Source organism: Anabaena sp. WFMT (assembly GCF_051781005.1).
In the GTDB taxonomy this organism is placed as follows: domain Bacteria; phylum Cyanobacteriota; class Cyanobacteriia; order Cyanobacteriales; family Nostocaceae; genus Anabaena.
Map to the genome: position 1 here is coordinate 71,280 of NZ_JBPWOA010000006.1, position 16,776 is coordinate 88,055.

Annotated in this window: 12 protein-coding genes; 10 read left to right on the plus strand and 2 right to left on the minus strand. The window is 39.6% G+C overall.

From position 1 onward, the window contains the following. Nucleotides 1–63: 63 nt before the first annotated feature. The 5 genes from tal to ACSQ6I_RS05135 all read left to right on the plus strand — a co-directional run bounded on the left by tal (nucleotide 64) and on the right by ACSQ6I_RS05135 (nucleotide 6,855). Complete coding sequence (tal, locus tag ACSQ6I_RS05115; protein WP_438889283.1) at nucleotides 64–1,212, plus strand: transaldolase; 1,149 nt, start codon at nucleotides 64–66, stop codon at nucleotides 1,210–1,212. 100 nt (nucleotides 1,213–1,312) lie between these two features. Beyond that, nucleotides 1,313–2,842 carry a glucose-6-phosphate dehydrogenase gene (zwf, locus tag ACSQ6I_RS05120; RefSeq protein ID WP_438889284.1) on the plus strand — a complete coding sequence of 510 codons (1,530 nt, stop codon included), beginning with the start codon at nucleotides 1,313–1,315 and terminating at the stop codon, nucleotides 2,840–2,842. 180 nt (nucleotides 2,843–3,022) lie between these two features. Beyond that, nucleotides 3,023–4,399, plus strand: a complete 1,377-nt coding sequence (gene opcA, locus ACSQ6I_RS05125) for a glucose-6-phosphate dehydrogenase assembly protein OpcA (protein WP_438889285.1) — start codon at nucleotides 3,023–3,025, stop codon at nucleotides 4,397–4,399. A 435-nt stretch (nucleotides 4,400–4,834) separates the two neighbouring features. After that, on the plus strand, nucleotides 4,835–5,347 hold the full coding sequence (locus ACSQ6I_RS05130; RefSeq protein ID WP_438889287.1) for a GNAT family N-acetyltransferase: 513 nt from the start codon (nucleotides 4,835–4,837) through the stop codon (nucleotides 5,345–5,347). Between the two features lie 116 nt (nucleotides 5,348–5,463). Continuing rightward, on the plus strand, nucleotides 5,464–6,855 hold the full coding sequence (locus tag ACSQ6I_RS05135; RefSeq protein WP_438889288.1) for a cobyrinate a,c-diamide synthase: 1,392 nt from the start codon (nucleotides 5,464–5,466) through the stop codon (nucleotides 6,853–6,855). Between the two features lie 28 nt (nucleotides 6,856–6,883). On the opposite strand, the gene ACSQ6I_RS05140 is transcribed toward ACSQ6I_RS05135, so the two are convergent. After that, a complete protein-coding gene (locus ACSQ6I_RS05140; protein WP_438889289.1) occupies nucleotides 6,884–7,309 on the minus strand; it encodes a cyclic nucleotide-binding domain-containing protein in 426 nt (141 codons plus the stop codon). A 541-nt stretch (nucleotides 7,310–7,850) separates the two neighbouring features. On the opposite strand from ACSQ6I_RS05140, the gene ACSQ6I_RS05145 reads away from it, so the two are divergent. From ACSQ6I_RS05145 to ACSQ6I_RS05155, 3 genes are all read left to right on the plus strand, one after another. After that, complete coding sequence (locus ACSQ6I_RS05145) at nucleotides 7,851–8,849, plus strand: hypothetical protein (protein ID WP_438889290.1); 999 nt, start codon at nucleotides 7,851–7,853, stop codon at nucleotides 8,847–8,849. A 34-nt stretch (nucleotides 8,850–8,883) separates the two neighbouring features. Continuing rightward, entirely contained in the window at nucleotides 8,884–10,458 is a 1,575-nt protein-coding gene (locus ACSQ6I_RS05150) for a CHAT domain-containing protein (protein ID WP_438889291.1), read from the plus strand. 199 nt (nucleotides 10,459–10,657) lie between these two features. Beyond that, entirely contained in the window at nucleotides 10,658–13,660 is a 3,003-nt protein-coding gene (locus ACSQ6I_RS05155; protein ID WP_438889292.1) for a UPF0182 family protein, read from the plus strand. A gap of 177 nt (nucleotides 13,661–13,837) precedes the next feature. Here the strand turns inward: ACSQ6I_RS05155 and ACSQ6I_RS05160 are convergent, their stop codons facing one another. Further along, complete coding sequence (locus tag ACSQ6I_RS05160) at nucleotides 13,838–14,767, minus strand: hypothetical protein (RefSeq protein WP_438889293.1); 930 nt, start codon at nucleotides 14,765–14,767, stop codon at nucleotides 13,838–13,840. Between the two features lie 150 nt (nucleotides 14,768–14,917). Between ACSQ6I_RS05160 and ACSQ6I_RS05165 the strand changes: the two genes are divergently transcribed. Next, nucleotides 14,918–16,117 carry a helix-turn-helix domain-containing protein gene (locus ACSQ6I_RS05165; protein ID WP_438889294.1) on the plus strand — a complete coding sequence of 400 codons (1,200 nt, stop codon included), beginning with the start codon at nucleotides 14,918–14,920 and terminating at the stop codon, nucleotides 16,115–16,117. After that, nucleotides 16,110–16,757 (plus strand): hypothetical protein, encoded by a 648-nt coding sequence (locus tag ACSQ6I_RS05170; protein WP_438889295.1) that lies wholly within the window; start codon nucleotides 16,110–16,112, stop codon nucleotides 16,755–16,757. The genes ACSQ6I_RS05165 and ACSQ6I_RS05170 overlap by 8 nt, the downstream gene beginning before the upstream one ends. Nucleotides 16,758–16,776 lie beyond the last annotated feature (19 nt).

Here is a 16,776-nt window from a genome sequence, read left to right on the forward strand (position 1 = left end):
TCAACTGAGGAACTTTTTCAACTTCACAAAAAAACACTGTTAACTAGGAGTTAAAAAATAGTTATGGCAACCAATCATTTATTAGAGATTAAACAATACGGTCAAAGTATCTGGATGGATAATTTGAGCCGTGACATTATTCAATCAGGGGAACTCGAAAACTTGGTAAAAAATCAAGGAATCTCTGGTATTACCTCCAATCCGGCCATCTTTGAAAAAGCAATTACTGGTAATGCCATTTATGATGCTGATATTGAAGCGGGAATTCGTGAGGGTTTACCAACATACGAAATCTATGAATCTCTAATTTTTGCAGATATCCGCAATGCTTGTGATATTTTGCGTCCTGTTTATGATGCCACGAATGGTTTAGATGGTTATGTGAGTATTGAAGTTCCACCAACTATAGCTCATGATACCCAAGCCACAATCGCTGAAGCTCGTCGCTATTTCCAAGAAATTGGGCGAGAAAATGTGATGATAAAAATTCCTGGAACTAAGGCGGGTTTACCTGCTGTAGAACAAGCAATAGCTGAAGGAATTAACATCAACGTGACGCTGTTGTTTGCAGTCCAAAGTTACATTAATGCAGCTTGGGCGTATATTCGTGGCTTAGAAAAACGGGTGAGTGAAGGTAGGGATATTAGCCAGATTGCCTCTGTAGCCAGCTTTTTCTTGAGTCGGATTGATAGCAACATCGACGCTAAGATAGATGCGAAATTGCAGCGGGGTGTTGATGACATTAACCATGAAGCAGTGCTGCGAGCGGTAAGAGGGAAAATAGCGATCGCAAATGCCAAGATAGCTTACCAAGAATACAAGAAAATCACCAGCACTGATGCTTGGCAAGCCCTAGCAGCAAAAGGTGCAAAGGTGCAGCGATTACTGTGGGCCAGCACCAGCACCAAAGACCCCAGTTACAGCGATGTCATGTATGTCAATGAACTAATTGGCAAAGACACCGTTAACACCTTACCACCAGCCACAATTAAAGCTTGTGCCGATCACTGTAATGTCAGCGATCATCGCCTGGAAACAGGCGTAGACGAAGCTTACCATCTCCTAGAAAGCTTGAAAACACCGGACATCAACATTGACATCAATACCGTAATGGACGAACTACTCGTTGAAGGTATTGACAAATTTGTCCAGCCCTTCCAGTCACTAATGAACTCTTTAGAAGGCAAAATCAAGCTATTGTCACCAGTATAGGGAATAGGGAAGAGGGAATGGGGAATAGGGAAAAACTCTTACCCAAAACCCAAAACCCCTTCCCTAAATCTAAAATCCAAAATCCAAAATCTAAAATTCTATGGTCAGTCTGCTAGAAAATCCCCTACGCGTTGGTCTACAACAGCAAGGGATGCCCGAACCCCAAATTATAGTTATCTTTGGCGCTTCCGGGGATCTTACCTGGCGCAAACTAGTACCAGCACTGTACAAATTACGTAGAGAAAGACGTATTCCCCCAGAAACCACCATTGTGGGTGTAGCACGTCGAGAATGGAGCCATGAATACTTCCGTGAACAAATGCAGAAGGGCATGGAAGAAGCTCATAGCAGTGTCGAATTAGGGGAACTCTGGCAAGACTTCTCCCAAGGTCTGTTCTACTGTCCTGGTAACATAGACGACCCGGAAAGCTACCAAAAACTGAAAACCTTATTAACCGAATTAGACGAAAAGCGCGGAACACGGGGCAACCGAATGTTCTACCTTTCCGTTGCACCCAACTTCTTCCCCGAAGCTATTAAACAGCTAGGAAGCGGAGGGATGCTAGAAGATCCCTACAAACATCGTTTGGTGATTGAAAAACCCTTTGGTCGGGATTTATCCTCTGCCCAAAGTCTCAACCAAATAGTGCAGAAATATTGCAAAGAAAACCAAGTCTACCGCATTGACCACTACTTAGGTAAAGAAACAGTTCAAAACTTGCTGGTATTCCGTTTTGCCAATGCCATCTTTGAACCATTATGGAATCGGCAATTTGTTGACCACGTACAAATTACCGTAGCGGAAACCGTCGGTGTAGAAGACCGGGCTGGTTATTATGAAAGCGCCGGCGCACTGCGGGATATGTTGCAAAATCACCTGATGCAACTTTACTGCTTGACGGCAATGGAAGCACCCAACGCTATGGATGCTGACAGTATTCGCACAGAAAAAGTTAAAGTACTACAAGCTACTCGTCTAGCTGATATTCATAATTTGTCACGTTCGGCAATTCGTGGTCAATATAGCGCTGGCTGGATGAAAGGACAACCAGTACCAGGATATCGCGACGAGCCAGGAGTTAATCCTGACTCCACCACACCCACCTATGTAGCCATGAAGTTTCTAGTAGACAACTGGCGCTGGAAAGGTGTTCCTTTCTACCTCAGAACCGGGAAGCGGATGCCAAAAAAAGTTAGTGAAATTGCCATTCACTTCCGTGAAGTTCCTTCCAGAATGTTTACCTCTGCCGCCCAACAAGCAAATGCCAACATTCTGACGATGCGAATTCAGCCGAATGAGGGAATTTCCCTGCGGTTTGATGTGAAAATGCCAGGAGCAGAATTCCGTACCCGCGCCGTTGACATGGACTTTAGTTATGGTTCCTTCGGCATCCAAGCTACTTCTGATGCCTATGACCGCCTATTCCTCGATTGTATGATGGGCGACCAAACACTCTTCACACGGGCAGACGAAGTGGAAGCAGCTTGGCAAGTAGTCACACCAGCACTTTCGGTTTGGGACGCACCCGCCGATCCTACCACTGTTCCTCAATACGAAGCCGGTACTTGGGAACCAGCAGAAGCAGAATTCTTAATTAACCAAGATGGTCGCCGTTGGCGCAGACTCTAGGAATTTTAGATTTTAGATTTTGGATTGGGGATTGGGGATTAGCAATTAGTAATTGGTGAGTTGGAAAGGAATTATTACCCATTAACCATTACCTATTAACTATTACCCAAACTCTAATCCACAATCTGAAAATCTTAAATTACAAATCCAAAATCCAAAATCCAAAATCCAAAATAGACTATGGCTACTCAAGCTCCTACGATTTATTCACTGCAAGCACCCAAGGATGTTTCGCTCACTGAAATAGAAGCGGAATTGACTCAAATCTGGCAAAGTTACGGCATTACCGGCGAAGATGGGGCATTACCTGCTGCTACCCGCGCCACAACATTTACCTTGGTAGTTTACGAACCAGAAGAAACCCAATATTTGTTAGCTGCAACAGGCTTTTACAATGGTCCTATTGATGGAATTTTGGGGCCGCAAACGGACGCAGCATTGCGGGAAGTGCAGAAAAAACATGGACTCCCAGAAACTGGTATCGGTACACCAGAAACTCTAACTACATTACGAGAAGAATACTTCAAAAATCAGCGTAGTGGGGCTAAGGGAGATAATCATGGCGCGGCTATGGGCTATACTTTCAGTCCCACCAGTCCTACCATTGCTGACGAAATCGCCCTCCGTAACCCTTGCCGGATTATTGCTTTATGTCCCATTGCTGGGGAAGATGAAGGGGTGAAAGCGCAAGTTTCCGCCTATTGCCCAATTCAAAAGCAGTCATCTAGTACACTGATTTGCTGTGAATATATTACTCTCACAGGTACAGCGGCTGCTTTGGAACGAATTGGGGGTATGATTCCGGCATTGTTAATTGGTGGTTTACCAAAGTTTCTTTGGTGGAAAGCGACACCAGATTCTGGAAATCCACTCTTCAAACGGTTGGCAGCGGTCTGCAATAATGTCATTGTGGATTCTTGCAACTTTAATACTCCAGAAGAAGATTTACTCAGCTTGCAATATTTGGTAGAAAGTGGTGTACCTTTAGCTGATTTAAATTGGCGGCGTTTGGCTGCATGGCAGGAGTTGACTGCTGAGGCTTATGACGCACCAAATCGTCTTGCGGCTCTGAGGGAAATCGATCGCGTAACTATTGATTATGAAAAGGGCAACCCTGCTCAAGCATTACTGTTTTTAGGTTGGTTGGCAAGTCGGTTGGAATGGGAGGCTGTTTCTTATTCCAAGGAAAGCGGTGATTATGATATCACTCGTGTTCGTTTTGTGGCTCAAGACCAAAAACAAATAGAAGCAGAATTAGCAGGTGTTCCCATTGCTGATATTGGTGAAATTGTCGGTGATTTGATTGCTTTGCGTCTGAGTTCTACTAATCCCCAAGCAAATTGTGGTACTGTAATTTGCTCGGAAACTGGTGGTTGTATGCGAATGGAAACTCATGGTGGCGCTCAATCTGCTGGTTTGTTTCAACAGGTAAGTTCTCTTTCGGAACAGAAAGCGGAAGTGTTGTTAAGTCAACAGGTACAACGCTGGGGTCGTGAGGCACTTTTTGAAGAAAGTTTGGCGGTGATAGCACAAACTTTGAAGTTGGAAAATCGGTAATTGGTAATAGACATCTCCGGACAAGAATGTAGAGACGTTCCATGGAACGTCTCTACAAGAGTTCTAGGAAACGCATATTTAATTTTTGGAGATGTCTAATTTATTCATTACTTTTTTACCCTCTTTCTGTGATACAAGGGGGTATTTTTTATTCATTTTAAATTGATGCAAGATGTGAAATAATAAATAAACAGGAAATATAGCAGGAGTCAGAATTCAGAATATGGCTTACGTCACGCTACGCTATCAGAAGTAAAACCCTTTTGTGGCATGAGTTTTATCATCGCTTGATGTCCTAACCTCCTTGTCCGTTCCTATATCTGGTTTTCTAGACATTAGTCTTCGTTCATGAAGATGTTTGTCACTCCAGTATTATGGGAAGACTATATGTAAAGTTATTATTTTCTGTTCGGACACAACATATTGTAAAGTTTTATGGATGTGCAAATACGTTTATCAAAACCTGAAGATTTAGAGAATATTCTGAAACTACAAGCTGATTCACTTAGAGCATTATCACCAAATTATAATTTAAGTCAGATTGAGTCTTTAATAAGAAATCAAAGATTAGCCAGAATGCAGATAAATGAGGTCATACTTGTAGCAGAATATAAGCATGAAATAATTGGATTTGCATCTCTTCTAAATCAGCAGCCCAGGATAGGTGGTATATATGTCCATCCAAATTTTATACGTCAAGGTATAGGTACACAACTGCTCGGTGCTATAGAAGAAATGGCTAGACAAAATAAATACAAATTCATTGATCTAATATCATCTTTATCATCGGTAGATTTTTATCAAAAAAATGGTTATCAGATAATTCGTGAATCCGATTTTTATTGTGAAAATAATGTTTGGATAACTTGTGTCAACTTAGAAAAGCAGTTAATGAATTTAACAGAAATTGAGAAGTGGTGTCTTTGGTTTAAAAATTTATTCTTCTAAGTTTTTCTTAATAGTAATTCAGCTCATTATCAAAGAATTCAAAATTTAGGTTATTCACTAAAACTTGATAATTGGCGTTTATAGTAAAAATTTCAATCAAATAATTCTAATTACCAATGTCTATAATTATTGCTGGAGAACGTAGTGGTGTGGGTAAGACAACTGTGACACTTACCCTTTTAGCGTCTTTGTGTCGTCGTGGTGCAAAGGTGCAATCTTTTAAGGTGGGGCCAGATTATATTGACCCGATGTTTCATCAGTATGTTACTGGTCTTCCTTGTCGAAATTTAGACTCTGTGCTGACTTCGGAAAGTTATGTCCAAGAATGTTTTCATCGTCATTCCCCTGGGTGTGAATATGCTTTGGTTGAGGGGGTAATGGGTTTATTTGATGGAATTAAGGGGACTGGGGAAGGAGAAGAAAAATTACCAACTGATTTTGCGAGTACGGCACACGTAGCACGTTTATTGGATATTCCTGTGATCTTGGTGATTGATTGTAGTCGGTTGTCTGGTTCTGTGGCTGCGATCGCACATGGTTATTGTTCTTTGGATAGTAGAATTAAAATTGCTGGCTTAGTATTGAATCGGGTGGGAAGCGATCGCCATTTATCCTTGCTCAAAGATTCCCTAAAACCCCTACAATTACCTATTCTCGGCGTTTTACGAAGACAAGATAACATTACTATACCTGACCGCCATTTAGGTTTAATCCCTACAGCAGAACTTCCCGAATTGAATGATGTCGTCAATCGCTTGGCAGATTTAGGCGATAATTGCTTTGACTGGGATCAGCTACTACCCCTTTTGCAATCTCCCCACCTCCCCACATCCCCATCTCCCCATCTTCCCATCTCCCCATCTTCCCTAAAGATTGCGATCGCACGAGATAAGGCTTTTAATTTCTACTATCAAGACAATTTAGATTTATTGAAAAATTTAGGTGCAGAACTAGTTTTTTGGAGTCCTTTAGAAGATACTGAATTACCACAAGATATCCAAGGAATGTATTTTGGTGGTGGGTTTCCTGAAGTATTTGCACAAGAATTAGCTGCCAATACTAGCATTATTCAAGCAGTAAAATCAGCTATTTTATCAGGAATACCGACAATTGCTGAATGTGGGGGATTAATGTATTTATGTGAAAATATTATTGATTTTGAAGGTAAATTTTGGCCAATGTTGGGAATATTACCGACATCTGCACAAATGGATAAAAGGTTAACTTTAGGATATCGTCGCGCAGTAGCTTTGCAAAATAGTTTCTTATTTGATATCGGTACAAATATTTATGGACACGAGTTTCATCGTTCCCATTTAATTACTAATCCTCAACAACCATTATTTGATACTTATCGTTATGATTGTGAAGAAAATACAGGATTTGAAGGTTGGAGTTTACCTAATGTTCATGCTTCATACATTCATCAACATTGGGGAGAAAATGCAAAAATTCCCCAAAAGTTTCTGCAACAATGCCTAAAATTTAGTACGACTAACAACAAATAACCAATGACCAATGACCAATGACCAATGACTAATGACTAATACTTTCATTCAGTCGGCGAATTATACGAGATAGTTCACGAATAATATTTACTGCAATTTCTGGAGTTTCTTCAATAGCATCATAAAGTTGTTCTTGGGTGAGTTCCAAACATTCACAAGATTCTAGCGTTGTGGCGGTAGCTGAACGGGGTTGAGTATCAAATACTGCCATTTCTCCAAAGTATTTTCCTTGATCGACTTCTGCTAATTTTGTGTCCCCAATATGGACTTTGACCTTACCTGATACCACAATATAGAGCGATCGCCCTTCTTCCCCTTGTTTAAAGATGCTGTAATTAGCAGGATATGATAACTCATTCATTACAGAAGCCAGCCTGACCACAAAATCATCTCGTAATTCGTTAAAAATGGGAACGCGCCGGACAAATAACAAACGATCAACGCTAGTGAGCATAATTACAAATTATAAATAGAACACCAGTACAAGTATCAAACCGTAATCAGCTTACCCTGCGGGAACACTCTGCGTACATCTAGATTTAACCAGATTTTTAATCAGACGTTACAAACCCTGTGAGGGAAACGTACAACTCAGATGATCATCCATATTATTTTATACCAGTAAATGAGCTACTGGTTGATCATCATCAAAACTATCAACTTTTTAAGTCTTCACCATAAAATTAAAACAGTTACCGAAACCCTCAGTCATAAGTAAATTTATTCTGACAAAAGTTAAAAAATTACTAGGACTATTGATATAATAACCACCACATCAGGTATAAATAATTGTCTCATCGTGGCAAAATAAATAGAGTGGTAAATTTTCATCCACACTATATAATACCGCTAATTGGCCAATCATTCCTTGATGGTACAAGCCTCCAGATTCAACCGTGGAATCAGTTAAAAATCGTTCGACTGAGCGCTCACGACGAAGTCCAAAATTGTCTGACATTTCTTGATTTAGAGCATCTTCTCCCAAGGGTATAATTATGTACTTTATAGAAAATTATTCTTACATAGAAAATTACAATTATCTGCATAGCGAAATTATCTATGATCATCAATTAACCACCAGTCAGGTTTCAAATCCAAACCCTCTCAATGAGTTTTTCTCCACAGGACTGAGCCAAGAATCTATAAATCAAATCACACCAACAGCAATAGAAGAGTCTGCTGATTCCTTAAGTCAATTACCTGAGACAGATACAGATAAAAGTGTTGATCTAATTCGTAAAAATAGCTTACAAACAGAGCCTACATACCCGGAACAAAAACCGTTTAAACCACAAAAGCTGCCCTTAGTTTTAGAAAAGAAAAAAGCGCGACCGCTTCCATCTCCGGGTATTACTATGCTCACGCCATCAGCTTATGGTAAATCCTGGGGGAGAGCTTCTTTTGGGGTGGGATTACAATCTCGCGCTCGCTTTACTGACACAGCCGATGGAGTTTTAGGGGTTGGTATTGGTTTTGGTGATGGGAAAAAATTAGTTGGTTTAGATGTCAATATAGGTGTTGTAGATATAAGTTCTTTTGAAAATGGAAACATTAGTTTAAAATTACATCGCCAACTTCCATACGATTTAGCTGTGGCTGTTGGTGTTAAGAATTTAGTGACTTTTGGTGATACTGATGGTGGTACATCTGCTTATGGTGTCATTACGAAAATGTTCCGTCTCCAAGATAGCGACAGCGAGCCATTTAGTAGGCTTTATGTCTCTGCTGGTGTTGGTGGGGGACAGTTTCGTTCAGAATCAAATATTAGAAATAATATTGATTCTCTAGGTGTTTTTGGTAGTGTGGCTTTGAAAGTGGCTCAACCGGTGACGACAATTGTTGAATGGAGTGGACAAGATTTAGGTTTAGGTATATCTGTAGCTCCATTTAAGAAAATTCCTTTAGTTATCACTCCAGGTATTAGTGATATTACCGGCAATGCTGGTGATGGTATACGATTTATATTAGGAATTGGTTATAGCATTTCTTTTTAACTGAATTTATCGCCAAAATATTAGGATAACAACGATGAAATTTACTCGTTCATTTTTTTCTATTTTTTTATCAGTTATTTTAGTTCTATTTTTCTTTAAATCTGTTCAAGCTCAAGTCGGAAATCAGTCAGATATTACTAATCCTGATCCTCAAGAAATTATCAATCCTAATGAGCCATCAGGAAATCAGTCAGATATTACTAATCCTGATCCTCAAGAAACTGTTAATTCTAATAATCCCGCAGAGAACCCAATCATTGATCGTGAAGTCTTTGATAATAATTTTGATAATACAACACCCGATGAAGCAGTTGCACAGCTTGAAGAACTGAATGCAGTAGAATATGGAACATATCTTGGGACTGATTTTTTTGGCGAAATTAGTTCCTCTGAAGAAATTGCTGATAATTTGAGTAAACTGGCTAAATTGACAGGACGAAATGCAGCAGTTCTTTATGTAACTTCGCTAAAAGATCAACTCAGCTTGATTCTCATTCCCCCAAAAGCACAAGAGAAAGATTTATTAAACGATACTAAAAGCTTGAAAGATAGTTCTTTGCTGCTATCACAAGAAACTCCAGTAAAAGTTGGTGAAATTGTCCGTAAATATGTTTTGGAAGCTAACAGTATCAATATTCAAAAAGTTGCTCAAGAGTTTCGCTCTAAAGTTACTAATCTTAGAGATAAAGATTACTTTAGGAGTGCTGAAAAGCTATATACATGGATAATTACTCCCATAGAAACAGCCTTAGAAGTAAATAAAATAAATACTGTAATATTTTCAATGGATAGCGGTTTACGCTCTCTTCCTGTAGCCGCTTTATATGATGGTAAACAGTTTCTGATTGAAAAATATAGTGTGGGTATCATCCCCAGTTTTAGCCTCACAGATACCCGTTATATTCCCATAGTTAATTCTGATATTTTGGCACTGGGAATATCGAAAAGCACAGAAGGGCAAGACCCTTTACCATCTGTACCATTAGAAATCAACATGGTGAGTAAAAATATTTGGCGCAGTCAAAGTCAGATATTATTAGATCAAGACTCAACACTAGAGAATTTTGAATCTCTCAGTTTTAAGAAGCATTTTGGAATTCTGCACTTAGCAACTCATGGTGATTTTAAATCGGGAAAAATTAGCAATTCTTACCTTCAATTTTGGAATCAAAAAATTCACATAGATCAGTTGAGAAATATATCTCAGAAATTAGGATGGAGTAAAGATCCAAAGGTAGAAATGCTAGTTTTGAGTGCTTGTAGAACTGCTTTGGGTAGCCAGGAGGCAGAATTTGGATTTTCTGGTTTAGCTGTGCAAGCAGGGGTAAAATCAGTTTTGGGTAGTCTGTGGTATGTGAGTGATCAAGGCTCTCTGGCGCTAATGACTAAATTTTATGAGCAGTTAAGCACTACTTCCTTGCGATCTGAATCTCTTAGACAAGCTCAGTTAGCTATGCTGAAGGGGGAAGTACGGATAACAGATAAAGAATTATATCTATCACCTGAAAAGTCTATTGCTCTACCACCAGAACTGGTTAATTTAGGTACGATCAACTTATCCCATCCATACTATTGGTCTGCTTTTACAATGATTGGTAACTGGAATTAACCGTAGTCGGTTAACTATACTGCAAACGGGTGAAACCTGAACTTATGTCATACTGTATCCCTAACGGGAGCGTAGACATACGTAACGTAGTGCAGGGGAGTATCTCGGAGATTCTTCACTTCGTTCAGAATGACACTTTTAAACCGTTTTTAGTATAAATTCAGCTTGGTTTTGATCACAATTCAGCAGTGTAAAAGGAATGTTTTGGAAATGGTGCTTTAGAGTTATTATCCTCTGTCTGGGGTTGTGGGTAATCTTGGATCTAGGTTCCCATCTAGGGGCTGAAATTTTTTGGTTTCAGGAAGTTGGCTATTTGCAAACATTTCTACTGCGGTTAATAACTCAGGGTGCTTTATGGGTGAGTGTTGTTAGTGTCAGTGTTACCTATCTGCTGGGGAATCTTGCTGTAGCAAAACGTTGGAGATATCCCTCGTCTCTTAAAAGTGAGCCGGTCAGAAGTGGAGAAAAAAGACTGGGTAGGGAACTGATAAACTTTCCGAGTTCCCAGTATGGCAGAGTCGATGAAACTCTCCAAGTCGAGACAGGAAACAGACAAATGAGATTGCGCTGGCTGTTACCCATGACATTAAGCTTGAGTTTGTTGATGGGGTTAATGGTGACGCATTACGGGAAAGTGGCTTTGAGTTACTGGTATGGAGAAGTTGATCAGGTTAACTCGCCTTTTACTATTCTATTTAGACCAGAGATAGTTTTGCAGTTGAGTAGCAGGATTATTTCTCAAACTTGGGATTTGGGTTTGGCTGTGGCCATGGTGATACCTTTAGTCGGCTTTGCGATCGCTCTTTTAGTATATTCTCAGTTTTTGCTCAGAGCGATCGCACTTGTCTTTAGTCTCGGTTTTGGCTGGATACTATCTCAAAATTGGTCTAAAATTCTCCTCTACTTTCACTCCACCCCCTTCAACAGCACAGAACCTTTATTTGGCAAGGATATCAGCTTTTATATATTTTCTCTCCCAGTCTGGGAACTGTTGGCTTTTTGGCTAATAGGATTATGTTTATATGGCTTTATCTCCGTCACTCTCACCTATCTTTTATCAGGAGACAGTCTCAGTCAAGGCATTTTCCCTGGCTTCTCCCCACGACAGACACGTCATTTGTTCGGTTTGGGTGGCTGTTTAATGTTGGTGGTAGCTTTCAGTTATTGGCTAAGTCGTTATGAACTCGTCTATTCTCCCCGTGGGGTGAGTTTCGGCGCTAGTTACACTGATGCTAAGGTACAATTGCCAGCAGACACCATGTTATGTGTTCTAGCTGTTGCGATCGCATTTTACCTATTATGGCAAACTATATTTTGGAAACCCAAATCTCAACATCATCGTTGGGCAATCTATAGTTTAAGTATTTATATAAGTTTAATAATTGCAGGTGATTTTCTTGTACCTGCTGTTGTCCAATCTTTAATAGTTCAACCCAATGAATTGCAGCGAGAGCAACCTTATATTCAACGTACTATTACTCTCACTCGTCAAGCATTCGATTTAGAAGCAATTGATTCTCAAACCTTTAACCCCCAAGGAAAATTAACTGAAGCTGATCTTCAAGCTAATGACCTCACAATTCGCAACATTCGTCTTTGGGATCAAGAGCCATTATTAAAAACTAACAGACAACTACAACAAATTCGTCCTTATTATCAATTTCCTGATGCCGATATTGATCGTTATATAATCAAAACCGAACCCAACCAAGAAGCAACTCCATCAACAGAAAAACGTCAGGTACTAATTGCTGCAAGAGAATTAGACTATACTTCCGTCCCACAGCAAGCTCAAACATGGGTAAACCGCAATTTAATTTATACCCACGGTTATGGCTTTACCATGAGTCCTGTAAATACAGTTGTTCCTGGTGGTTTACCAGAATATTTTGTCAAAGATATTAGCGGTAATGATAGTGCGCTAACCACTTCTAGTGCAGCTATCCGTGAAAGTATTCCCATAGGTAAACCGCGAATTTATTACGGCGAAATTTCTAATACTCATGTCATGACTGGCACGAAAGTCAGAGAATTAGATTATCCTAGTGGCAGCGATAACGTTTACACTAGTTATGATGGTGCAGGTGGAATTAGAATTGGTTCACCGTGGAGAAGATGGCTATTTGCTACCTATTTAAAAGACTGGCAAATGATATTTACACGGAATTTTCTACCTGAAACGAAAGTATTATTCCGACGCAATATTAACCAACGCATTCGTGCGATCGCACCCTTTTTAAAATTTGATAGAGAGCCTTATTTAGTAGCTGCTGATGCCTATACTGGCAATCAAAAAGAGCAATTTCCAGGAGCTAATAATTATCTTTATTGGATAGTGGATGCTTATACAACAAGCGATCGCTATCCCTACTCAGATCAAAATGATGAAGGTATTAACTATATTCGTAACTCAGTTAAAGTCGTAATTGACGCTTACAACGGCACAGTCAGATTTTACATTGCCGAACCAAAAGATCCTCTAATTAATGCCTGGTCAAAAATCTTCCCACAAATGTTCCAACCGTTGGCAAATATGCCTGTTAATCTCCGCAGTCATATTCGCTATCCAGTAGACTTTTTCAAAATTCAATCTGAACGGTTAATGACTTATCATATCACTAACCCACAAGTATTTTATAACCGGGAAGACCAATGGCAAATTCCCAAAGAAATCTACGGTGCTGAACCTCGTCAAGTTGAACCTTACTATTTAATTACTAGTCTTCCTAATGTTCCCTTTGAAGAATTTATTTTACTGCTTCCCTACACACCAAAAGAAAGAACAAATTTAATTGCTTGGTTAGCAGCACGTTCAGATGGAGAAAATTACGGTAAATTACTGCTTTATAATTTTCCTAAAGAACGTTTGATTTATGGACCCGAACAAATCGAAGCCAGAATTAACCAAGATCCCGTTATTTCTCAACAAATTTCTCTATGGAATCGTCAAGGTTCAAGAGCAATTCAAGGTAATCTTTTAATTATTCCCATTGAACAATCTTTATTGTATGTTGAGCCAATTTATTTAGAAGCAACGCAGAATAGTTTACCAACTTTAGTCAGGGTAGTTGTTGCTTATGAAAATCGCATTGTCATGGCACAAACTTTAGAACAAGCCTTGCAGGGAATTTTTCAACCAGAAGAAACACCAGCACCGCCAATTATTCGTCCTCTAGAGGAAGAAGGAATACCACCGGGTTAGAGTGAATATAAGCTAATATTAGCATGATTCTTGATTGGATAAGGTACAGAGGCAAACGAGATTTATAAATAGATAGATAGACTTGTATTCTGTACCTGTTAACAAGAAAAATCCGCTAATTAGCTAATTAGTAGTATCAATTTATTGTCAGGGATTAGCAGATTGTATCAAAGAATTTTACATTGATAGTAAAGTGCGAATTTTACTGTGCCAACCAATACGATGAACAATTCGCTCTTGATGTAGACTATCGTTTAAAATCTCAGCCTTTGATAAAAGAGAAAGTCTTTCCCAGTTATCTCCCAAAATGTAGGTTGCATTGCCAAATTGAATACTTTCCAAAACAAATAAATTTTGTGAACTAAATCCAAAGACAATATAGCCGCTAAATCCTGCTCTTCCAACAGCAAAAAAGTCAGGTACATATTTATTAATCGTCTCAATACGGTCTTCTATGATACGGTGTTTGCCGCGTGGAGCATTTTCAATAATCTTTTTAACTTCCTGACGAAGTTTGCTCCAAGGATATTGACCAGACTTCAAAATTGTCCAATTGAGACGTTTTAATGGCACATTTATTATCGCATCCAAATTCTCAGAGAAAACTTGGCATTCACGAAAAATTTCTAGACAAAGATTGATGATGTGCAGCAATAAAGAGTGATTGCTAGTGTCATAAACTATTGGTGTACTTACAAGAATCTTCTCCCCTTGAGTATTTGTAGCAATTTTCAACTCAATACTAGGTGCTGGAATATGGGTTCTTGGATACCTCTGATAAGGAACATCCCGAAAGTCGCAAACTTCTTCAGTCTCACCACCTCCACACCATTGCTTCCAACGCCACTCAATCATTCGATAGGCTGTCTCTTTGGGGCAATCCCTGTGGATCATATCCTTTCCTAATGAGTTGTAGCGACTCTTTGGACCCAATCCTAGAGACGGAAGTACTGATTCACCTACTTCTAAGGCTGGTGTAAACCCAACCTTTTGTAGTAAAACTGGAAAGCGATCAATGTTTGCGATTCCCAAGACAATTGTCTCTCCTGGAGTCACAAACCGGAGACGGGATTCCAGATTCCGAATTCTTCTACCTGTTATTAGCATTGCTCTTGTGTTTTCCTCCTGATAATCCCTAATTTAAGAGTTGAACTTTAACGAGGGTGCTTCTCTAATCCTAGAATAACTGTTAAAATTGAAAATGTGAAGGACAAAAGATAACATTTTGTTAAATTACGTGCTTCAGAGGTAATTATTGTGTCAAAATTTACTGAAAATCCACCACTAGAAATCCGCTTGGGAGAAAGACTGCGATTAGCTCGTGAAATGGCAGGATTTACCCAAGGAGAAGCTGCTCAAACATTGGGTATCACTTCCCCTGCACTCAGCCAGTATGAAAGTGCCAAGCGGAGAATTGAAGCTCTGACACTTGATAGAATCGCGCGTCTCTATGGTGTGCCTGTAACTTACTTTTTTACAGATGTCACCACATCAACCCAACTTTCTGAGCAGCAAGATTGGGAAACATCACTGCGGACGTTGGGTAATAGTCTTTCAATTACTGGAAAAACCGGAATTGCAAAGTTAATCCAGCAAATTCATGATTTAGAAGAACTTTACCAACTGACAAAAACTACTTTTCCTGGTAAACCACATCCACCCTTTGCAGCACTTCCCAAGGAAGAATACACTGACTATGAAGTAGCAGAATTTGCTCAAAAAGCTCGCCGCTATTACAATTTGGGCGTTGCTCCCTTGCTCAATATCAAGGGATTTCTCGATGCACAAGGCTATCAGGTCTTTGCTACTCCTCTAGGACAGGATAGAACTGATCTTTCTGGGTTGTTCTTTTTGCATCCAAACTTGGGATCAGTTGTGGTCTTTAACGAAGATCAAGCTTATACTCGCTCTCCCTTTACCCTGAGTCATGAAATTGCTCACAGTCTGTTTCATTGGGATCGTCCAGCAATTCTTTGTCGTGATTTAGAGGGAGCTAATTCATTAGAAAAATTTGCAAATCGGTTTGCATCTTATTTCCTAATTCCCCAGGAAGGTTTGCAGGAACGATTAGAAGTGATGGGAATTAGAACTGTCAAGCATCCCGAAGAAGTAATACACATTGCCCGTTACTTTGGAGTTAGCTATCAAGGTGCGATTTATCGACTAGCAGCAGACCGGAAATTAGGCGCTCCTCCAGAAGCATTGACTCATAACATCAAACCAATCGCCTTAGCTAAATCTTTGGGATACAGCCCTTCAACTTGTGAGTTTGGCGTGCGTCCCCTACCTCCCGAAGAACGCTTACCAAGAATTTTTTTAGAATTGGGCTATGGTGCGATCGCTAAAAAAATTCTTTCGTTGCGGCGAGTAGCTGAAATGCTGAGAATCAGTGACCTCGAATTAGAAGATAGGCTCTCTGAAGAAGATGCCGAAGATTTTGAAGAGGTCTATGCCTAAATTTGTTCTGGATACAGTTGTTTTGAGAGTTTTCGCATTTGCCCATCCTCAAGGAATTGATATCTTATTGGCAGCACTCAATACTTTACAAGCTGTATTTCCATCTGAGGTTTATTACCAAGATGAAGACTATCTTCCTTTGAATGCACATGATGAAGATTTGAGTGAATTAGCAAAAGGAATCCGTTATGCTCGTCGTCAAGCCCAAAATCAACCAGGACTCAAAGGACAACGTTTTCAGGTACGTTTAGAAAATGCTACTCAACTTCCTCGTCACATTCAGACGGGGAGTCTTTTTATTGAGTCTTTACAGTTAGAAGAACTTCCTATTCGGGAAAATGTAATGAAGGTATATGCTATTGGTCGCGGGGAAGCAGCTTGTTTAATTTTAGCTCTCAGAGATGCCTTCACAGCAGTTTTTCTTTCCAGTGATGATACAGCTTGTAAAGCAGCGCAAGATCTAAATATTTCTTTCCTAACTATTGTAGATGTTCTCACAATGTGGGTATCTGAAATTCGCCCTTCTTTGAACCTGCTACAAGAATTAGTAGATGGAATGCGTAATGCTAACTTTGCATTACCAGATAAAGAATATCAAAAATTGCAACGTATTCTCGATCAACTAGATACTCCACCATAAATGTTGTTGAGCTTGGAAA